This is a genomic window from Kribbella sp. NPDC003557 (assembly GCF_040610805.1).
GTDB lineage: Bacteria > Actinomycetota > Actinomycetes > Propionibacteriales > Kribbellaceae > Kribbella.
The window spans coordinates 1-24,901 of the sequence record NZ_JBEXMY010000003.1; the positions used below are offsets into that span (position 1 = coordinate 1).

Genomic DNA, 24,901 nt, shown 5'->3' on the forward strand with positions numbered 1-24,901 from the left:
TCGTGTACCCCCGAAGGGGCCTTACCGCTCGACTTGCATGTGTTAAGCACGCCGCCAGCGTTCGTCCTGAGCCAGGATCAAACTCTCCGTTGAAAAATATGACAAACCAGCCGAAACTGGAGAGTCGACAATCGAAAAGCGATCCTTTGAATCAGAAACAAAACCATTTAACTGGCTTGTCATCCGTAATAATTTCAAAGGAATCCATCCACAGACAAACAACAACCCACACCCCAAGATCAAAGACCCAGGGCAAGGGAAATCGTTCAACGCCTGTGAACAGGGTTAATGCATCTTTCGGCATTGACTTTCGGCACGCTGTTGAGTTCTCAAGAATCGGACGCACACCGCAGACTGACCTCTCGGCCAGGCTCCCGGGGCAACCTGCAGTACTTTACCGGAGCAGATCCACCAAGTCAAGACCCAGTTTTTCTGACCCCTCCACCCGCATCCAAGCTACCGCCCCGAGTCAGACAACCCGGTTCGGCTCAGCTAGCCTTGGGGGGTTCGGAGCGACCGGCCGCTTTCGCGTCCCGCGCCTCGCTCCAACAAGATGAAGATTACGTGGCCCGCAGGTGGCCGGTCAAATCGGCTTCCGGTGCGCTGAATCACAGGCCTGTAATTTGCCTCCGGCAACCCGATGTGGGAGTGGAGGCCACTCCCACACAAGCACCGTCAGCCCTGCGTCCGCGCGGCGAGAACCCCTGCGAACGAACGCTTCCCGCGACGCAGCACCAGCACGCCACCGGGCAGCAGATCCTCCGCGGCCGGCACGTACTCCGCGTCCTTCACCTTCTCGTTGTTCAGGTACGCGCCACCTTCGGCGACCGTGCGCCGCGCGGCCGACTTGCTCGCCACCAGTCCCGCCTTCACCAGCAGGTCGCCGTACGTCGGCATGGGTTCGCCGGCGCCCAGCTCCACGTGCGGTGCTTCGCGGAGTGCCGCCACCAGAGTCGAGCCATCGAGCGACCCCAGCTCCCCTTGGCCGAACAGCGCCTTCGACGCCTCCTGCACGCGCCGGGTCTCCTCGGCCCCGTGCACCAGGGTCGTCAGCTCCTCCGCGAGTGCCCGCTGCGCTTCCCGGGCCTGTGGCCGTTCCGCGGTGGCCTCTTCGAGAGCGGCCAGCTCCTCCGCCGTACGGAAGGTGTAGAACCGCACGAGCTGCATAACGTCGCGGTCGTCGCTGTTGAACCAGAACTGGTAGAACGCGTACGGCGTCGTCAGCTCCCGGTCCAGCCACACGGTGCCGGACTCCGTCTTGCCGAACTTGGTGCCGTCCGCCTTGGTCACCAGTGGTGTCGCCAACGCATGTGCCTTGCCGGCCTCGGTACGACGGATGAGCTCCACACCCGCCGTCAGGTTCCCCCACTGGTCGCTGCCACCGGTCTGCAGCGTGCAGTTGTGCCGCCGGTACAGCTCCAGGAAGTCCAGGGACTGCAGCAGCACGTAGCTGAACTCGGTGTAGCTGATCCCCTGCTCCAGCCGGGCCTTCACCACTTCACGGCCGAGCATCCGGTTCACCGGGAAGTGCTTCCCGATGTCCCGCAGGAAGTCGAGGGTGTTGAGGTCCTTGGTCCACTCGTAGTTGTTGACGATCCGGGCCGGGTTCGGCAGCGACGGATCGAAGTCGACGAACTTCTCCACCTGGGCGCGGACCTTCTCGACCCACTCGTGGACGACGTCCTTCGGGTTCAGCACCCGCTCGGACGTCTCCTTGGGGTCACCGATCAGGCCGGTGGCGCCGCCGACGAGCCCGATCGGGTTGTGACCGGCCAGCTGGAGCCGCCGCAGCGTCAGCAACTGCAGCAGGTTGCCCATGTGCAGGCTGGGCGCGGTGGGGTCGAACCCGACATAGGAGGTGATCGGTCCCGCCGCCATCGACGCCCGCAGGGCATCCGGATCGGTGGAGTGGGCGATCAGGCCACGGCTCTCCAGGTCGTCAAGCACCTGAGTGCGGCGTTCGGTCACTAGTTCTCTCCTCGAGTACGTCGGTCGCTACCAGTGTCCTGTACGGCGGCCTGCCGCGACTCAGGTGGGTTCAGGACGAGTCAGCACCGACCGGAGCTGAGGGCGCAGCGCGTGTCCGTCCGGTCCCTGCACCGTGACCGCGGTCGGCCTGTGCGGGTCGTGCGCGCCGGGGTCCGTGTTCGGCACCGGGAGACCGTGCGACAGGACCTGCTCGGCCGGGGTCAGCTGGCGGATGCCGATGGCCAGCACGTGGTCCGGGTGTGTCTGCGCGAAGTCGCCGTACAACTGGGGGTCGTGCTGGCCGTCGTCTCCGACCAGCACCCACCGCACGTTGGGGAACTCACGGGCCAGCCGGCGCAGTGCGGTCCGCTTGTGCTCCTGGCCGCTGCGGAACCAGCCGGTGTTCGTCGGCCCCCAGTCCGTCATCAGCAAAGGCCCCAGTGGGTACCCGTGCCGGGCCAGGAAACGGGTCAACGTCGGCGCGGTGTTCCACGCCCCGGTGGACAGGTAGAACATCGGCGCGCCGGGGTGGTCCGCCAGCAGCTCCTCGTACAGACCGGCCATTCCCGGTACGACGCGTCGCGCCTGCTCGTCGCGGACGAACGTGTTCCAGGCCGCGATCAGCGGACGCGGCAGCATCGTCAGGATCACCGTGTCGTCGATGTCGCTGACGAGTCCGAACGTGGCCTCCGGGTCCGGGACGAAGATCCGCGCCCGTGCCTGCCGGTCGCCGCGCACCCCCAGCACGACCTCGTGCCACCCCGGGGGCAGCACCACCGGCACATTCAGGTCGATGAAGCCGCCGCGATCGGTCACCGTCTCGAACGTCTGCCCGCTGACCGTCACGGTGACCGGCACCTTGGTCGCCGGCGCGGTCACGAACACGCGCCAGCCACGCACCACCTGGTCCTCGTCGTACCGCGGCTGGTTGCGCGGATCGCGGCCGAGCACCACGCGCGCCAGCACCCGGACGAACTCGGTGGTGCCGTAGCCGACCTGCGGGATGATCCGCTCCTGCCAGCCACGACGCCGAAGCACCGCCTGCACCCCGACGTTGAACCAGTCCTCGAGACGGGACGAGTAGTGCGGACGGGCCATACCAGAAACCTACCCGTCGCACGGGCCGCTAGTCGCCCTGCCTCGCGGTCCGCGGACAGCTTTCACGCGTCCTTCACGAACTGTCGGTCGCGTCGCCTACCGTCTCTGCATGACCGCTCTCGGAATGTGCTTCCCGCGTACGTACCCGGCCGCGCTCGTGACCGACGTGGCCCGACGGCTCGACCGCGGTGGTGCGGACGAGCTGTGGATCATCGAGGACTGCTTCTTCACCGCCGGACCGTCGCTGGTGTCGGCCGCGCTGACGTCGACCGAGCGGCTGACGGTCGGGCTCGGGATCGTCCCGGCCGTGGCCCGCACGGCCGCGGTGACGGCGATGGAGTTCGCGACGCTGGAGGCTCTGGGGCCGGGGCGGTTCCTGCCGGGCATCGGTCACGGCGTGCAGGCGTGGATGGGGCAGATGGGAGTCCGGCCGAAGTCGCCGTTGACGGCGCTCGACGAGGTGACGACCAGCGTCACCCGGTTGTTGCGTGGCGAGGAGGTCAGCGTCGAGGGCACGACCGTCTTCCTCGACAAGGTGAAGCTGGACGCGCCGCCGGCCGACGTACCACCCATCCTGCTCGGCGTGCAGGGGCCGAAGTCGATGGCGCTGGCGGGGCGGGTGGCCGGGGGCGTCGTGCTCGCGGAGCCCGCGACCGCGGCGTACGTGCGTCAGTCGGTGGAGCAGGCCGGGTCGCCCGAGGGGTTCGTGGTCGCTGTGTTCACGTCGATGTGCGTGCGCGAGGACCGCAAGACGGCGTACGAGTGGACGGCGCCGTGGCTGGGGTCGCGGATCGGCGACCGGCCGCCGCAGCTGACCGCGCTGCCGTTCTTCGACGAGATGAAGGCGCTGTACGACGCGTCCGGCGAGGCGGGGCTGGTCGGGATGCCGGCGGACTGGTGGACCGCGATCGGGGCGATCGGCACGCTCGACGACGCGGCCGCGCACATCGCCGGGTTGGAGGCGGCCGGGGTGCACCACGTCGGGCTGTTCCCGGATCCGGAGGTCGAGCACGGGTTGCCGCAGCTGGACTACGTGCTCGAGCTGGCGAACCGCTAGGCGCGCTTCTTCGGGACGTGCGGGCGGTAGGGCGAGACCGTCGGGTCGTTCGGGATCCAGAAACGCCACGGGTGGTCGGGTGCTTCGCGGAGGCCGACGCGGGGGCCGGTGGCGGGTTCGCCGTCGAAGCCGGGGCCGTCGAGAAGCTGGATGGACGAGGTCTCGGCCAGCAGGTCGGCGCCGTTGCCCTCGCGTCCGATGCCGAGGGCAACACAGAGACGAGCCGGACCGCGGGCGAGGTCGCGGTCAGGATTGCTTGTCGGGCGTTTGGGGAGTGGGCCTTTGCGGACGCCCGGGCGGAGTCCGGTTGCTTGGTTGACGGCGATCTTCTGCTCGGCCGGGTGGCCGCGGCGGGCGCGGGCGAGGTCGAGGCCTTCGATCACCTCGCCGGCGCGGAGCAGGACAGCGGAGGGGACGCCGTCGGGGCCGGCGACGACGTTCATGCAGAAGTGCATGCCGTAGGTGAAGTACACGTAGAGGAAGCCGGGCGGGCCGAACATGACCGCATTCCGCGGGGTCTCACCGCGGTAGGCGTGCGAGCCGGGGTCGTTCGGGCCGTCGTACGCCTCGACCTCGGTCAGGCGGACAGCAACCGTGCCCTCGTCGGTGGTGCTGCGCAGCACCATCCCCAACAGCCGCGGCGCCACCTCCAACACAGGACCCGCCAGCTGAGAACGACGCATGCGCAGCACCTTAGGCGACCGCTAGGCAGGCCGGCCCCTCGGCCGGGTGGGCGAGAGCACCGACCGGAGACCGGACCTGGTGACCTGGGACAGGGAATAGCAGGTCTCCAGACCCCATTACCTGTCTCAGGTCGCCCCGAATCGCCGGCGAACCGCCGGTGCCTGCCGTCAGGCCAGGCGGGTGGTGTGTTCGGAGGTGCGGGCGCGGAGTTCTTTCAGTTGTTCGGCTACGCGGGGTTGGGCGGTGCCGCCTCGGGTGTTGCGGGACGCGAGGGAGCCGTCGACGGTGAGGACGCTGCGGACCTCGGGGGTGAGGTGGGGGGAAATGCCGGCCAGGTCGTCGTCGGTGAGGTCCCAGAGTTCGATGCCGCGTTTTTCGCATTCCTGGACGCAGGCGCCGGCGAGTTCGTGGGCGACGCGGAAGGGGACCTTCTGGCGGACCAGCCATTCGGCGATGTCGGTGGCCAGGGAGAAGCCTTGGGGGGCCAGTTCTTCCAGGCGGTCGGCGTTGAAGCGGAGGGTGCGGATCATGCCGGTGAAGGCCGGCAGCAGCACCTCGAGGGTGTCGATGGAGTCGAAGACCGGCTCCTTGTCCTCCTGCAGGTCCCGGTTGTACGCGAGCGGCTGCGCCTTCAGCGTCGCCAGCAGGCCGCTCAGGTTCCCGATCAGCCGGCCCGCCTTGCCGCGGGCGAGCTCCGCGATGTCGGGGTTCTTCTTCTGCGGCATGATGCTCGACCCGGTCGAGAACGCGTCGTCCAGTTCGACGAACCCGAACTCCTTCGTCGCCCAGATGATCACCTCCTCGGCCTGCCGGGACAGGTCGACGCCGATCTGCGCGGTGACGAACGCGAACTCCGCGACGAAGTCCCGCGCCGACGTCCCGTCGATCGAGTTCGCGGACGAGTTCGTGAAGCCCAGCTCGTGCGCGACGAAGACCGGGTCGAGCCCGAGCGAGCTCCCGGCCAGCGCGCCCGAGCCGTACGGCGAATCCGCCGCGACCCGCGCGTCCCAGTCGGCCAGCCGGTCCAAATCCCGGATCAGCGGCCAGGCGTGGGCGAGCAGATGATGCGAGAGCAGCACCGGCTGCGCGTGCTGCAGATGCGTACGCCCCGGCATCGCGACACCGAGATGCCGTGAAGCCTGGTCCGCCAGCGTGTTCACCTGCTCCAGCAGCAACCGCCCGATGATCCGGCCGTGTTCGCGCAGGTAGCTCTTGAACAGCGTGGCGACTTGGTCGTTCCGCGACCGCCCCGCACGCAGCCGTCCGCCCAGCTCGGCGCCGAGGCGGACGAGCAGACCGTGCTCCAGCGCGGTGTGCACGTCCTCGTCCTCCGCGGCGGGCAGGAACTCGCCGGACAGTACGTCGGCCAGCAGCCCGTCGAGACCGGCCAGCATCGCGGCCAGGTCCTCGTCCGTCAGCAAACCCGCGCGGTGTAGCACCTTGGCGTGCGCCTTCGAGCCGGCGATGTCGTACGGCGCCAGGCGCCAGTCGAAGTCCGTCGACTTGCTCAGCGCCGCGAGCGCATCGGCAGGTCCGCCCGAGAACCGGGCTCCCCACAAGGCCGACTCCCGGGCGCCGCTCTCTCCAGTACTCAAGACACTTCCTCTACTTCGGTTCGCGGGCGGCGAGGGACAGGAAACGGGCGGCCAGCTCCGGGCCGCCGGTGGGGTTGCGGGAGACGACCATCACGGTGTCGTCGCCGGCGATGGTGCCGAGGACGTCGTCCAGTCCCACGTGGTCGATCGCCGACGCGAAGTACTGGGCCGCTCCCGGCGGCGTGCGCAGGATGACGAGGTTGGCGCTGCCCTCGGCGGACACGAGCAGCTCGGACGCCACTCTCGCCAGCCGGGCCTCGAACGCGGCGGCCTCACCGGCGCGCGGCGTGCGGTCACCACCTTCACCCGGTACGGCGTACACGAGCTGGCCGGACGCGTCGCGGACCTTCACCGCACCGATCTCGACCAGGTCGCGGGACAGCGTCGCCTGCCCGACGACCAGCCCGGACGCGGCGAGCAGGTCGGCCAGCTCGGTCTGCGACCGCACCGGCTGCCGCCCGAGCAGGTCGACGATCCGCTGTTGACGGGCCGTCTTGGTGGTGGGTACCGCGATGCTCACGACGAGAAACTCCTTGCCAGCAACCACGACAGCAGCGCCTTCTGCGCGTGCAGCCGGTTCTCGGCTTCGTCCCAGACGACCGACTGCGGCCCGTCGATCACGGCCGCCTCGATCTCCTTGCCACGATAGGCGGGCAGGCAGTGCAACACGATCGCGTCCGGCTTCGCCTTGCCGAGCAGCTCCGCCGTCACGGCGTACGGCACGAACGGCGCCTCACGGTCGGCCGCCTCCGCCTCCTGGCCCATCGACACCCAGGTGTCGGTAGCGACGACATCGGCTCCGTCGACGGCCGCGACAGCATCCGAGCTCCAGCCGACCGATCCGCCAGTGGTCTCCGCAATCGCTGCCGCGCGCACGAGGACGTCCGGGTCCGGCTGGTAGTCCTCGGGGGACCCGATCACGACGTCCATGCCCGCGGTCGCGCCGCCGAGCAGATACGAGTGAGCCATGTTGTTGGCGCCGTCGCCGAGGTAGACCAGCTTCAGCCCCGCTGTCGACCCCTTGTGCTGCCGCACGGTCTGCAGGTCGGCGAGGATCTGGCACGGGTGGAACTCGTCGGTCAGCGCGTTGATCACCGGCACCGCCGAGGCGGCCGCCATCTCCTCGATCCGCGACTGGCCGGACGTCCGCCACACGATCGCCTCGACCTGCCGGTCCAGCACCCGCGCGGTGTCGGCGATCGGCTCGCCGCGACCGAGCTGCGAGGTCTGCGCGTCGATGACCAGCGGTACGCCGCCCAGCTCGGAGATCCCGACCGCGAACGAGATCCGCGTCCGGGTCGACGACTTGTCGAAGATCACCGCGACGGTCTTCGGACCCGCGAGCGGCTGGTGCCCGTGCCGGTCCGCCGCCAGCTGCGCGGCCAGCGTCAGCACCTCGTCCTGCTCGACCGGCGACAGGTCGTCGTCCCGCAGGAAGTGTCTGACCGTCACGGAACCTCCACCTGGTCGAGCAGCCCCGGGAGGGCCGCGACGAAGCTGTCGGCATCAGCCTTGCCGAGGATGTACGGCGGCGCCAGCCGCAACGCGTCCGGGACCGGGTTGTTGATCACGAAACCGGCGTCCAGCGCGAGCGCCGCCACCTGGTCCGACACCGGCGCGGTCAGCTGGATCGCGAGCAGCAGTCCGCGGCCGCGGACACCGGCGATCAGCGGGTGGTCGAGCGCGATGATCGACGACGCGAGGTGGTTGCCGACGGCATTCACCTGGGCGAGCAGGCCGTCCCGCTCGATCACGGTCAGCACCGCCAGCCCGGCGATCGCCGCGACCGGGTTGCCGCCGAACGTGGTCCCGTGGTTCCCGGGCTGGAGCAGGTCGGCGGCCGCCCCGAGGCCGATGCACGCGCCGATCGGGATCCCGGCGCCCAGACCCTTCGCCACCGTCACCAGGTCCGGCGTGATCCCCTCGGTCTCGTAGGCGAACCAGGTCCCGGTCCGCCCGATGCCGGTCTGGATCTCGTCGAGCCACAGCAGCGCGCCGTGCTCGGAGGTGATCCGCCGCGCCGCCTGCAGGTAGCCGGCCGGCGGGACGACGACGCCGTTCTCGCCCTGGATCGGCTCCAGCACCACAGCCGCGGTCTCGTCGTCGACCGCGGCGGCCAGCGCGTCGGCGTCGCCGTACGGGACGAACTCGACGTCGCCCGGCAGCGGCGCGAAAGCCTCCCGGTAGGCGGGCTTCCAGGTCACCGCGAGCGCGCCCATCGACCGCCCGTGGAACGCCCCGACGGTGGAGACGATCTTGGTCCGGCCGGTGCGCCGGGTGATCTTGAACGCCGCCTCGTTCGCCTCGGTGCCGGAGTTGGTGAAGAACACCTTGCCCGGGACGTCGAACAGGCCGAGCAGCTTCTCGGCCAGCGCGATCTGCGGTGCGGAGGCGAAGAAGTTCGACACGTGGCCGAGGGTGGCGAGCTGCGATGTCACCGCGGACACGACGAACGGGTGCGCGTGGCCGAGGCAGTTCACCGCGAGACCGCCGAGCAGGTCGAGGTACTTGTTGCCGTCGGCATCCCACAGGTACGCGCCCTCGCCGCGGACCAGCACCCGCTTCGGCGCGCCGAAGGTGTTCATCAGGGCGCCGGAGTAGCGAGACGTCAAAGCCGCCTGCGTGCCGTCGACGGTGAGCAGTTCGGTCATGACGGGATCACCTGGGTTCCACTTCCGGCGTCGGTGAAGATCTCGAGCAGCAAGGAGTGCGGCACGCGGCCGTCGATCACGGTCGCCCGGGAGACCCCGGACTCGACCGCGCGCAGGCAGGCCTCCATCTTCGGCACCATGCCGGAGGCCAGCGACGGCAGCAGCCGGGCCAGCTCGGCGGTGTCGATCTGGGTGATGATCTCGTCGCTGTCCGGCCAGTTCCGGTACAGCCCGGCGACGTCGGTCAGCACGACGAGTTTCTCCGCACCGAGCGCCGTGGCCAGTGCCGCGGCCGCGGTGTCCGCGTTCACGTTGTGCGCCTGGCCGTCCTCGTCCGGGGCGATCGTCGACACCACCGGGATCCGGCCGGCGTCGATCAGGTCGATCACCGCCTCGGGCCGGACCTCGACCACGTCGCCGACCAGGCCGATGTCGACCTGCTCGCCGTCCACCAGCGCCGTACGGCGTTCGGCGGTGAACAGGCCCGCGTCCTCGCCGGACATCCCGACCGCGAACGGGCCGTGCGCGTTCAGCAGCCCGACCAGCTCCCGGCCGACCTTGCCGACCAGCACCATCCCGACGACGTCCATCGCCTCGGGCGTGGTGACCCGCAGCCCGCCGCGGAACTCGCTGTCGATGCCGAGCCGGCCGAGCATGTCGCTAATCTGCGGCCCGCCGCCGTGCACGACGACGACCCGCACACCGGCGTACCGCAGGAACACGATGTCCTCGGCGAACGCGCGCTTGAGCTTCTCGTCGACCATCGCGTTCCCGCCGTACTTCACCACGACGGTCTTGCCGTGGAACTGCTTCAGCCAGGGCAGCGCTTCGGTCAGTACGGCGGCCTTCTCGACCGCTTCCGGGAAGATCATGAGCTGTACGCCGAGTTCTCTTCGACGTATGCGTGCGAGAGGTCCGTGGTGAGGACCGTCGCGGACGCCTCGCCGGCGTGCAGGTCGATCACCACGTCGATCTCGAGACCGCTGAGATCCGCCTCGGACCGGTCGACGCCCTTGCCGCCGGCGACACAGATGGCGGCGCCGTTCAGCGTGATGTCGAGCAGCGCCGGGTCGAACGCCGTGGGCGCGTTGCCGACCGCCATCGCGATCCGTCCCCAGTTCGGATCGGAGGCGAAGAACGCTGTCTTGCACAGATTGTCCTCGGCGACCATCTTGGCGGCGGCCAGCGCCTCCGCCTCGGTCGCGGCGCCCTGCACCGTGATGCTCACGTGCTTCGTGACGCCCTCGGCGTCGGCCTGCAACTGCTTCACCAGGTCAGCAGCCAGGTCCGTGAGCGCGGCCTCGAACGCCTCGGGCGTCACCGGGACGCCGGACGCACCCGAGCTGAGCAGCAGGACGGTGTCGTTCGTCGACGTACCGCCGTCGACGTCGAGCCGGTTGAAGGTCTTGTCGACCGCGTTCCGCAGCGCGTGGTCGAGGTGCGGCTGGTCGAGGACGGCGTCGGTGGTGATCACGCTCAGCATCGTCGCCATGTTCGGCGCACACATGCCCGCGCCCTTCGCGAACCCGCCGATGCTCCAGCCGTCCGGGTGCCGCAGGACGCCCAGCTTCGGCACGTTGTCGGTCGTCATCACGGCGGTTGCGGCCGACAGGTCGTGGCCGGTCGTCGCGCCGAGGGCTCCGACCGCGGTCTCGATCCCCGGGATCAGCTTGTCCATCGGGAGGCGTTCGCCGATCAGGCCGGTCGAGCACACACCGATCTGGGCGGCACCGACGCCGAGCACCTCGGCCAGCTTCTCCGCGGTCTTGTGCGTGTCCTGGAAACCCTCCGGCCCGGTGCAGGCGTTCGCGCCGCCGGAGTTCAGGACGACGGCCTTCAGAACACCGGCGGTCAGGACCTGCTGCGACCAGAGCACCGGCGCGGCCTTCACCTTGTTGGTGGTGAAGACGCCGGCGGCGACGTCGTGCGGGCCGTCGTTGACCACGACGGTGAGGTCCGGCGTACCTGCGGGTTTGATCCCGGCGATCACCCCGGCCGCGCGGAAGCCGGCCGGCGCGGTGACACCGGCGCTCCGATCGACCTGGGTGTCCGGCGTCACTGCGACGGTCACGGGGCTACTCCTACGAGAGGCAGGGCCGTGGTCTCGTCGAGACCGGTGGCCAGGTTCATGCACTGCACGGCGGCGCCGGCGGTGCCCTTGGTGAGGTTGTCCATCGCGGCCACGACGACGGCGCGGCCGGTGCGCTGGTCGAGGGCGACCTGCAGCTGCACGGTGTTCGCGCCGAGGGTGGCTTGCGTCTGCGGCCACTGCCCCTCGGGCAGGAGGTGGATGAACGGCTCGTCGGCGTACGCGTCCTCGTAGGCCTTCCGGAGCGACGCGTAGTCGCTGCCGTCGGCAATTGGTGCGCTGCAGGTGGCGAGGATGCCGCGGGCCATCGGCGCGAGCACCGGCGTGAACGAGACGCTCACCGGCTGGTCCGCGTACGGCGAGAGGTTCTGCTCGATCTCCGGCGTGTGCCGGTGGACGCCGCCGACCCCGTACGCCGACGCGGATCCCATCACCTCGGCGCCGAGGAGGTGCGTCTTCGGGGCCTTGCCCGCGCCCGACGTACCGCTGACGGCGACCACGACCAGCTGGGTGGGGTCGACGAGCTTGCTCTGCACCGCCGGCAGCATGGCCAGCGTGGAGACGGTGGGGTAACAGCCGGGTACGGCGACCCGGTTCGAGCCGCGGAGCTTGTCCCGCTGTCCTGGGAGCTCCGGCAGTCCGTACGGCCACGAGCCGGCGTGCTCGCCGCCGTAGAACTCGGTCCACACCTCGGCCTCGGTCAGCCGGAAGTCCGCGCCGCAGTCGATCACGGTGACGTCAGCGCCGAGTTGCTCGGCGATGGCGGCGGACTGTCCGTGCGGCAGGGCCAGGAACACCACGTCGTGACCGGCGAGATTCTCCGCCGTGGTCTCGACCAGGACACGCCCGGCCAGCGGCACGAGGTGCGGATGGTGCACGCCCAGCGCCGTACCGGCGTTCCCGCCGGCGGTCAGGGCGCCGATCTCCACGTCCGGATGGCCACTCAGCAACCGGAGCAGCTCACCCCCCGCATACCCACTGGCTCCGGCCACCGCCACCGTCACACTCATGTGAATGAGTATGCCAGGTTCCGCATGAATATCCAACAGCTGGTGATGTCACATCTGACCTGCCGGGGCGTGTCCAGGGTATGACGACGAACTCCGGAGGGTGACATGGCGCGGGTCGGGATGGTGCATCGAAGGTCGCTGACGGTGCGGATGGTGGAGTGGGTGAGCCGGCGGAAGTTCCGGAAGGTGCCGGATCCGGTGAAGGTGGCGTTGCACAACCGGCGGGTATTGCTGTCGACGACGCTGCTGGAGAGTACGGCGGCCCGGTGGAAGGCGCTCGCCCCGGAGCTGAAGGCGCTCGCCGTGATGGTGGCGTCGGCGCGGATCGGGTGCAGCTGGTGCATGGACTTCGGCTACTGGGAGTTCCACCACCAGGGCGTCGACCCGGCGAAGCTGCACGATGTGCCAAGGTGGCGCGACAGCGACGTCTACACGGATCTGGAGCGCGCGGTGATGGACTACACCGAGGCGATGACGGCGACCCCGCCGGAAGTCACCGACGAGCAGGTCGAGCGGCTGCGGCAGGACCTGAGCGAGGAGCAGCTGGTCGAGCTCACCGCGATCGTCGCGCTGGAGAACTACCGCTCCCGGGTCAATTCCGCGCTGGGACTCACCAGCCAGGGCTTCAAGGAGTACTGCGAACTGAGGCCGGCCCGGTGACCGACGACCAACTCGCCCAGGAGTTCGCCGAGCACCGCGCCGTGCTGGTCGGCGCGGCGTACCGGGTCGTGGGCAGCGTGTCCGACGCCGAGGACGTGGTCCAGGAGGCGTGGCTGCGCTGGTCCGCGATCGAGCACGACGACATCCGCGACGTCCGGGCGTACCTGATCCGGATCACCACCCGGCTCGCGCTGAACCGGCTGCGAGAACAGAAGGCGCGCCGCGAGCAGTACGTCGGACCGTGGCTGCCCGAGCCGCTGGCGACCGACGAGGACGACCCGGCGGCCGCGGCGGAACTCGCGGACTCGGTCAGCATGGCGATGCTCGTCGTCCTCGAGACACTCTCGCCGCTCGAGCGCGCCACGTTCGTGCTGCGCGAGGTCTTCGACCTGCCGTACGACGAGATCGCGGACACGCTCGGCCGCTCGGAGGCCGCCGTCCGGCAGCTCGCCCACCGGGCCCGCAACCATGTGCACGCACGGCAGCCGCGGCACCACGTGGACAAGGCGAGCCACGACGAGCTGACGATGCGGTTCATGCAGGCCGCCGGGTCGGGCGACTTCGACCAGGTGGTCGCGCTGCTCGCGCCGGACGCGGTCCTGATCAGCGACGGCGGCGGCAAGAAGCGGGCCGCGCTGCGGCCGATCCAGGGCGCGGAGAAGATCGCCCGCTGGCTGTTCGCGGTGATCGCGGAGAACCCGGGGTTCGAGATCCGGATGGGCACGCTGAACGGCGAGGTCGCGTACATCGCCTACGACGGCGACGAGCCGGACACGGTCGCGTTCCTGGAGGTCACCGACGGCCTGATCAGCGACCTGTACCTGATTCGGAACCCGGACAAGCTGCGCCAGGTGCGGTGATCGCGCCGTAGACTATCTGCAACTCAGTCGCAGATGGAGGTGCGGTGAAGTACCTGGTGGCGGACCCGGACGAGGCGCTCGGACCGGGCTTGCGGGCGGACCTGCTGGACACGTGGGTGGCGGCGACGAACGCGGGCGGCGCGGTGGGATACACCGCGCCGGCTCCGGTCGGGAAGATCGCGGAGAACCTCGACGGCGCGCTCGGGCGGGTCGCGGCCGGGCTGGACCTGCTCGGTGTCCTGCACGACGGCGAGCGGTACGTCGGGATGGGCATGCTGGTCAGCCGCGGCAGCGACCTCCAGGCGCACTGGCGCACCGTGCTCCGGGTGATGGTGCACCCGGACAGCCAGGGCACCGGCGCGGGCCGGATGCTGATGGAAGGGCTGCGCGGATCCGCCGTCGACCTCGGTCTCGAGCAGCTGCAGCTGACGATCCGCGACGGCCTCGGCCTGGAGAAGTTCTACGGCCCGCTCGGCTACCGCGTCGTCGGCCGGCATCCGCGCGCCGTCCGCGTGGCCCCCGACGACTACCGCGACGAGATCATGCTCGTCCTGGATCTCTAGCGATTCACCGGCGGGTGCGGGCCAGCAGGACCAGCGTTGCGCCGAGGGCTGCGAAGAGGGTGCCGAGGGTGAGGACGATGGGCGGCGGTCCGCCGGTCGGCGGGAGTTCGGCGCGGTCGAGGGTGCGGAGGTCCTCGGCGGGCTCGGCGCCGACGGTGAACTTGACCGGCGCGGTGACCGTCGCGCCGGTGTCGTCGGTCCGCTCGTAGGTCACCTTCGCCGTCCCCGTGAACGAGGCCACCGGTTTGAGGGTGACCGTGCCGTCCGCGCCGACCGACCAGGTGCCCGCGCCGCTCGTGACCTGCTTCGCGCACGCGCCGCCCGGCGTCCGGAGACAGACCGAGCTCGGCTGTGGTGCCCCGCTGTCGTTGAGCAGCGGGTTGACCGCGACCGGGTTGCCCGGCGTACCGGTGGCCGTGTCGGGCGCCGCCTTGGCCAGCAGCGGTCCGGCGACCGTGACGTCGACGAGCGCGGTGCCCGACGTGCCGTTCGCGTCGGTGACCCGGTAGGCCAGCGCCCCCGTCGTACCGACGAAGCCCTTCACCGGCGTGTACGCCACAGCGCCTGCGCTGACGACGAAGGTGCCCTCGTGCGGCACGGTCACCGTCTTCTTCTCACGGCCGTCCGCCGGATCGCGCAGGACGATCGAGTCCGGGCGGAGCGGTGCGGACGCGTCACCGGGTTTGTCGTTGGCGAGCAGGTTCACCGTGACCGTCGTACCGAACGACGTCTTCGCGCTGTCGTCGGCGACCACCGGCCGGACCGACAGGACCGTGACGGTGACGGTCGAGCGGGCCGAGTTGCGGTTGCTGTCCTTCACGTCGTACGCCGCCGGTCGCGCGGTGCCCGTGAACGCCGCGTCAGGGGTGAACGTGACCTTGCCGCCGGCAACGACGTACGTCCCCTGCCCGGCGATCGTCACGCGGTCGACCAGCGCACCGCCAGGCCCGACCAGCAGCACCGACGCCGGATCGAGCGTCGCGCCCGGCCCCGGCTTGTCGTTGGCGAGCGGGTCGACCGTCACCGCGACGTGCTGCTTGGTCCGCGCCTCGTCCGGTACGGCGACCGGTCGGGCCTGCACCGTGATCGTCAGCGTGCCGGATCCGACCGTGCCGTTGCGGTCGGCCACCTGGTACCCGACCGGGACCGCCACACCCACGAACCCGTCGACCGGCGCGAACCGGATCGCCCCGGACGGCTGGACCGTGAACGTCCCCTCCCCCGGCATGACGAGGGACTGCAGCGGATCCCCGGTCGCCGGGGCGATCAGCCGCACGCCACCCGCGACCAGCGGCGCACTCGCATCACCCGGCCTGTCGTTGGCCAGGACGTCGACCGTGACCGCGGCCTCGTACGGCGTCGCCGCGACGTCGTTCTCGACCACAGGGACGACGGGCGCGACCGTGACCGTGACGGACGCGCTCGCCTGGTTCCCGGTCGTGTCGCTGACCCGATAGGCGACCGAGACGACACCGCGGTACGCAGGCTCCGGGTCGAACGTGATCTTGCCGGACTTCACGGTGAACACGCCTTGCCCGGGGACCGTCACCCGCGGCCCCCAGGTCCCGCCGAACACCTGCAGCGACTTCCGGTCGAGCTGCGCACCTGTCCCCGGCTCGTCGTTCGCGAGCGGATCGACGGCGACCGTCACGTTCTGCTTGGTCGCGACCGGATCTGCCACCGCCGTCGGTCCCTTGCCGACCGTCAGCAACAGCAGGCCGTCCGCGGTCGTGCCGTTGGCGTCGGCGATGCGGTACGTCGTCGGGGTCGTCACGCCCTGGAATCCCTTGACCGGCGTGAACGTCACCGCGCCGTGGGCATCGACCGCATACGTTCCTTCGCCCGCCCGCGTCATCGTCTTGCCGAAGCGCCCCGCCGCGTCCTTCACGACCACGCTCGCCGGCCGCAGCGGCGCCGACGCGTCACCGGACTTGTCGTTCGCCGCCACCTTGACGGTGATCGCTCGGCCGTACGGCGTGATCGCCGAGTCGTTGACCGCGACGGGGTTGACCGCTGTCACGGTCATGCTCAACGTCGAGGCCGCGGAGTTGCCGTCGGAGTCAGCGACCCGGTAGCGGATCGGACTCGCCTTGCCCCGGAAGCCCGGCAGCGGGTCGAACTCGATCGAGCCATTCGGCACCACCGTGTACGTGCCCTGGCCGGCGATCGTCACCTTCTTCGCGGACCCGTTCAGCCCGACCGAAGCGCGATCGAGCGTGGCGTCGGTGCCCGGCCGGTCGTTGGACAGCACGTTCACCGTCACGGTCACGTTCTGCAGGGTCGACGCGATGTCGGCGACCGCGACCGGCGGCCGGCCGACGGTGACGGTCAACCGAGCCGTCGTCCTCGTCCCGTTGGCGTCGGCCACCTGATACGTCACCGCCGTGCCGGGACCGCGGAAGGTGGCGCCAGGATCGAAGCGCACCACTCCCCCGGCGGCCGTGTACACGCCTTCATTGGGGATTCGCACGGTTGCCTTCGGGGCTCCGTCGGCCGGATCGACGAGCAGCAGGCTGGCCGGGACCAGCGGCGCCGTCGGGTCACCCGCCTTGTCGTTGGCGAGCACGGAGACCGTGACGTCCTTGTCGTACGGCGTCCGCGCGGTGTCATCGGCCGCGACGGGCGTGATCGGCGTGATCGTGACCGTGATCGTGGAGCGTGCAGTCTGGCCGAACAGGTCCGCGACTCGATAGCCGACCGGACTCGCCACGCCCCGGAAGCCCGGCAGCGGATCGACGGTCACCGTGCCGTCCGGGTTGACCTGGTAGTCGGCCTGCCCCGCGATCTTCACGAGCTTCTTCGGCGAACCGTCGGCCGGGTCGACGAGCGTGAGGCTGCGCGGATCGAGCGCGGTCCCCTGTCCGGCGAGGTCGTTGAGGAGCGGCGGGACGCGCACGGCGAGGTTCTGCTTGGTGGTCGCGGTGTCGGGCGCGGCCGTCGGTGCGGGCGGCTTGGCGACCGTGACGGTCAGCGTTGCCGTGGCCGTCGAACCGTTCACGTCCGCGACGCGGTAGGTGACCGGCGTCGCGGCTCCGGTGAAGTTCGGCAGCGGGTTGACGTCCACCGTCCCGTCCGCCGTCGTGGTGTAGGCCGCCTGCCCGGGGACGAGCAGCGTCGCGGCCGGCAGCTTCGTGGTCGGGTCGATCAGTCGCACGGAGTTCGGCACCAGCGGGACCGACAGATCGCCGGCCGTGTCGTTCGCGAGCACCGGCACCGTCACGTTCGTGTCGTACGCCGTACCCGCGGTGTCGTCGGACGCGTCCGGGACGACCTTGGTCACCCGGGCGGTCAGCGTCGACTTCCCGATCGCGTTGTTGCTGTCGGCGACCTGGTAGCCGACCGCGGTCGCAGTACCGCTGAAGGTCGGCAACGGCTCGAACAGGACGCGGCCGTCGGCCCGGACCGAGTACTTGCCCTGGCCTGCGACGACGAGCGACAGCACCGGCTGTGTCGGTGTCAGCAGCCGCACGCTGCCCGGCTTCAGCGCTGCACCCGTCGGTCCCGGCTTGTCGTTGGCGAGGACGGCGGCGATCACGGATCGGCCCTGTAACGTGGCGATAGTGTCCGGGTTCGCGACCGGTGGGCCGGGTGCGGCGACCGAGACGGTCAGCTCGGCGCGGGCCGCCGTACCGTTCTTGTCGAGGACTTGGTAGGTCACCGGCATACCGACTCCGGTGAAGCCGTGCAGGGGCTGGAACGTCACGCTGCCGGCAGCAGCCAGGTACGTGCCCTGCCGGGCGATCGTCACGTGGTCGACGAGTTTCTTGCTGACCGGATCCACCAGCCGGAGCGTGGCCGGCACGAGCGGTGCGTCGGGAGAGCCGGGCAGGTCGTTGTCGAGCACGGGTACGACGATGTCCGTGTCGAACGCGGTCGACACCGAGTCGCCGTTCGCGGTCGGCGTCACCGGCGTGACCGTGACGGTCAGCGTCGACTCCGCCGTCTGATGGGTGGTGTCGGTGACGCGGTAGCCGATCGACGTACCGACGCCGGTGAACCGTGGCTGCGGGACGAAGTCCACGCCGCCGCCAGGCTTCACGACGTACTCGCCCTCGCCCGCGATCACCACCTTCTTCTTGAACGTCGCGTCGGCCGGGTCACGCAGGACGACGGAGCCGGGCACGAGTTGCACGCCCGCGGCGGCGCGGTCGTTGGCGAGCGGCCGGACGGACACGCTGACGTTCTGCGGGGTGGTCGCGGTGTCGGGGCTCGCGACCGGGCGGTCCGGGAGCGAGACGGTCACGGTCAGCTTCGCGGTGGCCGCCGTACCGTTGCTGTCGGCAACGCGGTACGTGACCGGCTTGCCCTGTCCGACGAAGCCGGGCACCGGTTCGACGCGGACAGTGCCGTCGGGCCTGGCGACGTACTTCGCCTGGCCGACGACGTTCACCATCTGCACGCACTTGCTGCCGTCGACGAGACAGAGCGTCCCGGGCGCCAGCGGCGTCCCCGGATCACCCGGCTTGTCGTTGGCGAGCACCTTGACGACGGCTGCCGTGTTGAAGGCGGTCGTCGCGGTGTCGTCGGCGAGGAACGGCGGTGGCGGCGGCGTGATCGCGAACGGGTGGTCCTCGACCTCACCGGCATCGGCCGCGCCGGTCGGCTTCTCGACCTGCGCATCGGTGTACCCGACGCGCACCCGCGCGTACGACGCTCCGGCCTTCGGGGCGAGCTCGGACCAGCGCAGCGTGACCGTCGTCTGTCCGGCAGCGAAGGCTGCGCAGGCCCGCTCCCCCGGCTCGAACTTTCCGTCGACGTTGACGTCGATCCAGGCGCAGGCCCGGCCGGCCTTGGACGCACCGGCCAGCCGCAGGTCGGTCGTGTACGACGTCTGGCTGGTGCGCAGCGGCTTGAAGACAGTGCCGTCGTCGGCCAGATCCGGTGTCGCCTGGCCGGTCGTGCTGTTCGCGACGGCGGCGTTGTCCTCGGTGACGTCCTCACCGAGTTGTACGTCGCTCAGCGCGGACCACGCCGCGCCGTACGACGCCGGTGCGTCGCCGAAGTCCTCGGGAGCGGACGCGACGATCGAGAACGCGTCGCCCGACGAGCCGTTGTTCAACGCGGGCAGCTTCGGGTGCTTGGTGAACAGCGCCGTCACGTCGAAGCTGACCTTGGTGACGATGCCGTTCACGCGGACCGATCCGCAGGCGGCGGTCGCGGACGTGTCGAGTCCGGACGGGGACTTCGTGTTGACGCAGTTCGGCCCGGTGTCGTGGTTGGCAGCGGTGATCGTGTCGCTGGTGACCGCGAGGTTGTTGCCCTGGCCGAGCTTCGTGAGGCTGAGGCCCGCGGTGTTGAGCTTGAGGACGGCGTGCAGCTCGGACTGCGCGGTCGTCCGGCCGCTCACGGTCCGGGTGACCGATCCGCCGAGGCCGCCGAGGTGCAGGACCGGGTTCCGTACCGGTTGGGAGAACGCGATCGTCAGGGTGCCGCGATCGCCGCAACCGCCGGTGGATGCGCAGTCCCCGGTGTTCACCACCACGTCCTGCGCCGGGGTGCTCGTCGCGATCGCGGGCTGGTAGGTGGTCGGGCCGATGCCGCGGAAGCCGGCGGTCGCCGGATCGCCGAGCTCGGTCGACCCGCTCGCGGTGATCGTCTGCCGCAGCCCCGACCCCGGCATCACCGTGGTCGCCTCGGTGAACGGAGTGGTCGGCACCTCGTAAGCAGTCGCTGTCGCAGTGCCGAGGCTCAACAGGCCGGTGGCAACAAGAATGGCCCCCGGTCGGGTTGCCCGCATCAGTCCCGCCCTCCCGAGCAATCAGGTGCACTGCTGCGGCCGCGTGGCGGGCGGGCCTGCGTAGACGTAACGGTCTACGCGGACTCCATGTTACGGGCAAATCACTCTCCGAGGTCGTAGATCCGGACCTTGCCGACGCTGTGTCGGCGGACGGCGAGCTGGTCGAGCGCCGGCGACACCGGGCCGTTGCGCGTGTCGGCGTACAGCCAGCGAACGCCGTACTCGTCGCGCATCGTGCGCAGTACGTCGGCCGTCGGGGCGGTGAGGGCCTGGTTGGTGAGGGCGACGCGGTCGGGCCACGGCGACGGCTGCTCGGTGTAGCGGCGGCCGCCGTCGCCCTGCCGGGCCATCGCCTGGTTCGTGTACGCCCAGCCCTCGATCAGCGTGCGGCGGCCGGCGATACCGCTGACGAGATAACCGCGGGCGTCACAGCCCGGCCTGGACGGACCCGCCGGACGGCACCAGGTGTTGGTGGCCACCACGTCGGTCAGTGCGGAGTTCTTCCCGAGCCACAGCGCCGCCTCGGCCTCGTCCGGGTACACCCACCACCGCGCCGCACGGTACGTCGGCGCCTTCTCCGTGTCGCCGCGGATCGCACTCTGCACGAACGAGCTGATCGGAGCGGTCGAGAGCAGCGCAAGTACGACGAACATGCCGCCGCCGGCTTGTCGTAACGTCAGCCGCCACACGAGCAGCAGGAACAGCGTGATGCCGAGGACGACAAGCAGCATCCGGGTGCTGAGCCACAGCTGCCGACCGGTCGAGGCCGCGGGGACGCCACGAGCCCAGACCAGCAGACCGGCGTACCCGACCGAGAGCACGAACGCGGCAACCGCGATCGGCACCGGCCGGCCGGAGGCGCGCGCACTGGTCGCGGCGAACCATCCCGCTCCGGCCAGGCTGAACGGTGCGGCGGTGTAGACGAAGTACGACTCACTCACCGACGGGTGGTCGATCAGCAGATAGCCGGCCCAGCCCGCGACCATCGCGCCGAGCAGGAACCAGGCGACCGGGTCTTTGCGTCCGACCACGCCGAAGCCGGCCCAGGCCATCGCCTGCAGTGTGAGCAACAGACCCAGCAGCAGACTGAGCGTCCCGATCACCTCGCCGTGCGCCAGCGCCGGCAGGATCAACCCGCCGTCACCAGGCTGCGTCTTGTCACCAGTGGCCGCGGTGTAGACGGGCAGCGACTTCAGTACGGCGAGGAACTGCAACCGCGAGCCGCTGGTGCTCCCGGCAACGGTCAGGAAGGTCACGGCGCCGGCAACGAGTAGGACCGCCGCCGTGCCGATCAGGCGCCACGGGAGCCGTCGCGTTGTCACTAGTAGGTACAGCGCGGCGAGAGCGACAGCCCCGACCAACAAGGGCAGCACGGTTGGCTTGGAGCCGCCACCGACAACGGCGATCGGCACGATGAGCAGCCAGAGCCGGTGGCTGCCGTCCTTGAACAGCTGCTCGATCAGGAGGACGGCTGTGGTGACGGCCGCGACCATGCCGAAGGTCTGCGACGGGCTGAGGAGGCTGACCGGTGGCGCGAGGTTCACGCTCGTGTCGACGAGCAGGAACAGCTGTGGCGCGGCCAGCGCGAGTGCGGCCAGTACGCCGGTCCACCAGGTGCGGCTGACGACCCGGGCGAGCGTGGCGCAGACGAGCAGTGACACGACCAGCCACGGCAGGACCCAGAGACGGAACAGCACGACCAGCGGGGTGAGCCGCGTGACGTCGACCGCCGCGGCCATATCGGCGTTCGCGAACCAGTGGTACTCGAGCCGCTCGCCGACGACCTGGGGGATCTCCGGCGGCACCGCGCGGGTCAGCTCGTGCACCATCGACAGGTGGTACAGGAGGTCGGGGTAGTACGCCTCGCCGTGCGGCGGCATCGGGTGGTACGCCATCACGCCGAACGTCGCCGCACCGACCATCACCGCCGCGGACACCGCCAGCCCGACCGTCCACGCGACCGGCAGCGGACTGGGCTCGGCGATCCGGAAATGCTGCCGCCCCGCGACCGCGAAGCCGATCAGCACGAGCGCCGGCCACACGATCAACCAGTCCTGCCAACCGAGCGCGGTGAAGATCGCCCAGCCGATCAGCTGCCACGTCGCGCCGACGACCGAGCCGAGTCCGAGGTCCTCCGCCCAGTTCCCCGTACTGCGCCACACGGCCCGCAGCAGCAGCGTCCCGGGCAGCGCGATCGCCCCCGCGAAGTACCCCACGTACTTGACCAGCGGACCGGCGCCGACGTCGCCGAGCGATACGAACCCACCGACCGCCACCAGGATCGGCAGCAGCCACGGGACGGCCCGCTTCATCTGGTGGTCGGTGTGCTTTCGTGGACGGGCTCCTGGTGCCCGTGGTCCTCGAGGCTGTCGTAGCCGACGAGGAACTGCGGTCTGCGTTGGCTGGACTGGAACAGGCGCGCGACATACTCGCCCAGGAGGCCCAGGCAGAGCAGCTGGATCGCGCCGATCACGCTGACCGCGAGCACCGTCGACGTCCAGCCGGGGATGCTGCGGCCGGTCAGCTTGATCACGAGCGCGCCGACGACGAACAGCCCGGACATCGCGCCACCGAGCAGCCCGAGCCAGGTCGCCAGCCGCAGCGGGGCCGCCGAGAACGCGGTCACGCTGTCGAACGCAAGCCGGACCATCTTGGAGACGCTGTACTTCGTGGAGCCCGCCGCCCGCTCCGCCCGGACGTACTTGACCTCGGTGCTCGGGAAGCCGAGCCACGGGATCACCAGCCGGAAGACGCGGCCGTCGTCGGGCAGCGCGTTGACCGCGTCCACCACGCGCCGCGTCACCAGCCGGAAGTCGGCCGCGTCGAACGGGATGTCCTTGCCGACCAGGCGGCACATCAACCGGTAGTACAGCCGGGCCGACGTACGTTTCGCCCAGGAGTCGCTCGAGCGGTCCGAGCGCACGCCGTACACGACGTCGACGTCCTGTTCGCGGACGGCCTGCAGGAACTCGGCGATGACCTCCGGCGGGTCCTGGAGGTCAGCGTCGATCGTGACCACGTAGCGGCCGCGGGCACGCCGGAAGCCGGCCGACTGGGCGGCCTGGTGACCGCTGTTGCGGAGCAGGCGGACCACCCGGAGCTGCGGCCAGTCCTTGGCGGCCTCCAGCAGCAGCGCCGCGGTCCGGTCCCGGCTGCCGTCGTCGACGACCAGCAGCTCGTAGGTGATGCCCAGGCCGTCGAGCAGCGGGTGCATCCGCTCGAAGAAGATCGGCAGCACCTCTTCCTCGTCGTACATCGGTACGACGACGGAGAGCTCGGGGTGGGTGTCCCGCATCGGCTGCCTTTCGGATCTGTCTGTGGGGTGACCTTACCGGTCAGGGTGAGATCGCCACGGCTCCGGTCCGGCGCGGGTCGCCGACCGCCAGCAGGCCGTCGGCCGGATCCCAGAACGCGGCCGCGACGCCGCCGAAGTACATCGAGTGCGGCGGCATCGGACGGGCCGGCAGCGCGGTCGTCCCGGACACCGGCAGGTCGTCCTCGTAGTCGACGACGACGTCCTCGCGGACGCGGACGTGCAGCCGCGGGTGCTCGACGGCCTCGCGGAGCGGGAGACCGCCGTGGGTGTAGAGCGCATAGACCTGGGCGAGCGCGGTCGGGATCCGGTCCGAGCCGGGTGAGCTGATCGCCAGCACCGCGCCGTCGCTCTCGCGGCGGGCCACGCTCGGGGCCATGTTCGAGGTGAGGCGGGTGCCCGGGGCGAGGCTGTGCGGTCCGCCGTGCAGCAGCTCCTGCTCACCGAGGGCGTTGTTCAGCCAGATGCCGGTGCCGGGCGTGAGGACGCCGGAGCCGTACCCGGACGAGACCGTGATCGCACACGCGTCGCCCTCGTCGTCGACCACCGAAACGGTCGCCGTACTCGGCGAGGTCAGCGCGCGGAGGTCGCCGGCCGCGGCGAGGTCGAGCAGCTTCTGGCCCTCCAGCTTGCGCACGTCCTCCTTGTCCAGCTCGGCCAGCCGGCGGCCGAGCACGGCATGCTGGACGTCGACGAGCCGCTCCAGCTCGGAATGGCCCCAGCTGCCGTCGGCCGGCACGCCGTCGAGCAGCGCGAGCATCGCCGCCACGGCCACTCCCCCGACCGCGGGCGGCGGGTTGGTCGCCAGGCGCCAGCCGTTCTGCTCGACGACGAGCGCCGGGCGGACGACGGCCTCGTACGCGGCCAGGTCCTCGGCCGTGAGGATGCCGTCGTTCGCGGCCATGTCGCGGATCAGCAACTGCGCGAGCTCACCGGTGTACATCGTCTCGGCGCCGTCGCGGGCGATCAGCTCGAGCGCCTCCGCGAGCTCCGGGATCACGACCGTGCTGCCGGCCTTGATCACCTCGCCGTCGCCGTCGTGCACGACCCCGTGACTCGGCGGGTGCCAGCCGAAGATGATCTCGTGGGTGAAGCCCAGGTAGTAGCCCGAGGTCCGGCTCAGCGCGAAACCGTTCCGGGCGACGTCGATCGCGGGCTGGACGACCTCGTGCCACGGCGCCTTGCCGGAGCGGCGGTGCGCGAGGTCGAGAGCCTTCATGCCGCCGGGCGTGGCGACGGAGCCGTGGCCGACGGTCGTCGTGGTCCCGCCGCCGTAGTCGGTGGTGATGTCCCAGACGCTGCGACCGAACCGGTCGGCCGACAGGCCGCGGCCGGGCATCTCCACCCAGCCGTCGATGGTGACCGGGTCACCACCGGCGACCTGCAGCGTGACGAATCCGCCCGAGGCCGGCGACACGATGCCGAGCTCGTTCACCATCGTGACGAGCGTGGCGGCGATCGCGGCGTCGACCGCGTTGCCGCCCTCGGCAGCCACCCGCACTCCGGCGTCGGCCGCCGCCCGGTTGGGCGCCGCCACGGCAACGCGCGGATGTCTCCCGCTCATCGCGATCCCCCGTGCGCCCGGCCTGCGGAGGCCGGGCGACTCGAGCGGATGC

General features: G+C 70.4%; 18 protein-coding genes and 1 rRNA gene. 4 read left to right on the plus strand and 15 right to left on the minus strand.

Annotated features, from left to right (window positions below; translation table 11 throughout):
* From ABZW60_RS11835 to ABZW60_RS11845, 3 genes are all read right to left on the minus strand, one after another.
* Window positions 1–93: ribosomal RNA gene (locus ABZW60_RS11835) — 16S ribosomal RNA — on the minus strand; the annotation flags it as partial.
* Between the two features lie 582 nt (window positions 94–675).
* On the minus strand, window positions 676–1,968 hold the full coding sequence (gene tyrS / locus ABZW60_RS11840) for a tyrosine--tRNA ligase (RefSeq protein ID WP_355475893.1): 1,293 nt from the start codon (window positions 1,966–1,968) through the stop codon (window positions 676–678).
* A gap of 60 nt (window positions 1,969–2,028) precedes the next feature.
* The gene (locus ABZW60_RS11845) at window positions 2,029–3,066 is read right to left on the minus strand and encodes a phosphatase domain-containing protein (RefSeq protein ID WP_355475895.1); all 1,038 of its coding nucleotides are present in this window, start codon (window positions 3,064–3,066) and stop codon (window positions 2,029–2,031) included.
* A gap of 109 nt (window positions 3,067–3,175) precedes the next feature.
* On the opposite strand from ABZW60_RS11845, the gene ABZW60_RS11850 reads away from it, so the two are divergent.
* Window positions 3,176–4,123 (plus strand): LLM class flavin-dependent oxidoreductase, encoded by a 948-nt coding sequence (locus tag ABZW60_RS11850; protein ID WP_355475897.1) that lies wholly within the window; start codon window positions 3,176–3,178, stop codon window positions 4,121–4,123.
* On the opposite strand, the gene ABZW60_RS11855 is transcribed toward ABZW60_RS11850, so the two are convergent.
* The 8 genes from ABZW60_RS11855 to argC all read right to left on the minus strand — a co-directional run bounded on the left by ABZW60_RS11855 (window position 4,120) and on the right by argC (window position 12,152).
* Window positions 4,120–4,806 carry a DNA-3-methyladenine glycosylase gene (locus tag ABZW60_RS11855; protein ID WP_355475899.1) on the minus strand — a complete coding sequence of 229 codons (687 nt, stop codon included), beginning with the start codon at window positions 4,804–4,806 and terminating at the stop codon, window positions 4,120–4,122. The two genes, ABZW60_RS11850 and ABZW60_RS11855, sit on opposite strands and share 4 nt — an antisense overlap.
* Window positions 4,807–4,974: 168 nt before the next feature.
* A complete protein-coding gene (argH, locus tag ABZW60_RS11860) occupies window positions 4,975–6,402 on the minus strand; it encodes an argininosuccinate lyase (protein WP_355475901.1) in 1,428 nt (475 codons plus the stop codon).
* Window positions 6,403–6,412: 10 nt separating this feature from the next.
* The gene (locus tag ABZW60_RS11865; RefSeq protein ID WP_355475903.1) at window positions 6,413–6,922 is read right to left on the minus strand and encodes an arginine repressor; all 510 of its coding nucleotides are present in this window, start codon (window positions 6,920–6,922) and stop codon (window positions 6,413–6,415) included.
* Window positions 6,919–7,854 carry an ornithine carbamoyltransferase gene (gene argF / locus ABZW60_RS11870; protein ID WP_355475905.1) on the minus strand — a complete coding sequence of 312 codons (936 nt, stop codon included), beginning with the start codon at window positions 7,852–7,854 and terminating at the stop codon, window positions 6,919–6,921. Before argF ends, ABZW60_RS11865 begins: the two co-directional genes overlap by 4 nt.
* Window positions 7,851–9,053 (minus strand): acetylornithine transaminase, encoded by a 1,203-nt coding sequence (locus tag ABZW60_RS11875; RefSeq protein WP_355475907.1) that lies wholly within the window; start codon window positions 9,051–9,053, stop codon window positions 7,851–7,853. Before ABZW60_RS11875 ends, argF begins: the two co-directional genes overlap by 4 nt.
* On the minus strand, window positions 9,050–9,925 hold the full coding sequence (argB, locus tag ABZW60_RS11880) for an acetylglutamate kinase (RefSeq protein ID WP_355475909.1): 876 nt from the start codon (window positions 9,923–9,925) through the stop codon (window positions 9,050–9,052). Before argB ends, ABZW60_RS11875 begins: the two co-directional genes overlap by 4 nt.
* Window positions 9,922–11,124, minus strand: coding sequence for a bifunctional glutamate N-acetyltransferase/amino-acid acetyltransferase ArgJ (gene argJ, locus ABZW60_RS11885; RefSeq protein WP_355475911.1), 1,203 nt, complete (start codon window positions 11,122–11,124; stop codon window positions 9,922–9,924). Before argJ ends, argB begins: the two co-directional genes overlap by 4 nt.
* Window positions 11,121–12,152, minus strand: coding sequence for an N-acetyl-gamma-glutamyl-phosphate reductase (gene argC, locus ABZW60_RS11890; RefSeq protein ID WP_355475913.1), 1,032 nt, complete (start codon window positions 12,150–12,152; stop codon window positions 11,121–11,123). Before argC ends, argJ begins: the two co-directional genes overlap by 4 nt.
* Before the next feature lie 105 nt (window positions 12,153–12,257).
* On the opposite strand from argC, the gene ABZW60_RS11895 reads away from it, so the two are divergent.
* Genes ABZW60_RS11895 through ABZW60_RS11905 form a run of 3 tightly spaced genes read left to right on the plus strand, consistent with a single transcriptional unit; the run spans window position 12,258 to window position 14,235 of the window.
* Entirely contained in the window at window positions 12,258–12,812 is a 555-nt protein-coding gene (locus ABZW60_RS11895; protein ID WP_355475915.1) for a carboxymuconolactone decarboxylase family protein, read from the plus strand.
* Entirely contained in the window at window positions 12,809–13,672 is an 864-nt protein-coding gene (locus ABZW60_RS11900; protein ID WP_355475917.1) for an RNA polymerase sigma-70 factor, read from the plus strand. The genes ABZW60_RS11895 and ABZW60_RS11900 overlap by 4 nt, the downstream gene beginning before the upstream one ends.
* A gap of 44 nt (window positions 13,673–13,716) precedes the next feature.
* Entirely contained in the window at window positions 13,717–14,235 is a 519-nt protein-coding gene (locus ABZW60_RS11905; protein WP_355475919.1) for a GNAT family N-acetyltransferase, read from the plus strand.
* A gap of 4 nt (window positions 14,236–14,239) precedes the next feature.
* Here the strand turns inward: ABZW60_RS11905 and ABZW60_RS11910 are convergent, their stop codons facing one another.
* The 4 genes from ABZW60_RS11910 to ABZW60_RS11925 all read right to left on the minus strand — a co-directional run bounded on the left by ABZW60_RS11910 (window position 14,240) and on the right by ABZW60_RS11925 (window position 24,849).
* A complete protein-coding gene (locus ABZW60_RS11910) occupies window positions 14,240–19,891 on the minus strand; it encodes an Ig-like domain-containing protein (RefSeq protein ID WP_355475921.1) in 5,652 nt (1,883 codons plus the stop codon).
* 182 nt (window positions 19,892–20,073) lie between these two features.
* On the minus strand, window positions 20,074–22,284 hold the full coding sequence (locus ABZW60_RS11915; RefSeq protein ID WP_355475923.1) for a hypothetical protein: 2,211 nt from the start codon (window positions 22,282–22,284) through the stop codon (window positions 20,074–20,076).
* On the minus strand, window positions 22,281–23,267 hold the full coding sequence (locus tag ABZW60_RS11920; protein ID WP_355475925.1) for a glycosyltransferase family 2 protein: 987 nt from the start codon (window positions 23,265–23,267) through the stop codon (window positions 22,281–22,283). The genes ABZW60_RS11915 and ABZW60_RS11920 overlap by 4 nt, the downstream gene beginning before the upstream one ends.
* 40 nt (window positions 23,268–23,307) lie before the next feature.
* A complete protein-coding gene (locus tag ABZW60_RS11925; RefSeq protein WP_355475927.1) occupies window positions 23,308–24,849 on the minus strand; it encodes a gamma-glutamyltransferase in 1,542 nt (513 codons plus the stop codon).
* Between the last annotated feature and the right edge of the window lie 52 nt (window positions 24,850–24,901).

Coding starts and splice junctions, on each gene's coding strand:
- ABZW60_RS11920 (WP_355475925.1), bottom strand. CDS start 23,267: ATGCGGGACACCCACCCCGAGCTCTCCGTCGTCGTACCGATGTACGAC.
- ABZW60_RS11855 (WP_355475899.1), bottom strand. CDS start 4,806: ATGCGTCGTTCTCAGCTGGCGGGTCCTGTGTTGGAGGTGGCGCCGCGG.
- ABZW60_RS11850 (WP_355475897.1), top strand. CDS start 3,176: ATGACCGCTCTCGGAATGTGCTTCCCGCGTACGTACCCGGCCGCGCTC.
- ABZW60_RS11925 (WP_355475927.1), bottom strand. CDS start 24,849: ATGAGCGGGAGACATCCGCGCGTTGCCGTGGCGGCGCCCAACCGGGCG.
- ABZW60_RS11845 (WP_355475895.1), bottom strand. CDS start 3,066: ATGGCCCGTCCGCACTACTCGTCCCGTCTCGAGGACTGGTTCAACGTC.
- ABZW60_RS11875 (WP_355475907.1), bottom strand. CDS start 9,053: ATGACCGAACTGCTCACCGTCGACGGCACGCAGGCGGCTTTGACGTCT.
- ABZW60_RS11915 (WP_355475923.1), bottom strand. CDS start 22,284: ATGAAGCGGGCCGTCCCGTGGCTGCTGCCGATCCTGGTGGCGGTCGGT.
- ABZW60_RS11895 (WP_355475915.1), top strand. CDS start 12,258: ATGGCGCGGGTCGGGATGGTGCATCGAAGGTCGCTGACGGTGCGGATG.
- argB (WP_355475909.1), bottom strand. CDS start 9,925: ATGATCTTCCCGGAAGCGGTCGAGAAGGCCGCCGTACTGACCGAAGCG.
- argC (WP_355475913.1), bottom strand. CDS start 12,152: ATGAGTGTGACGGTGGCGGTGGCCGGAGCCAGTGGGTATGCGGGGGGT.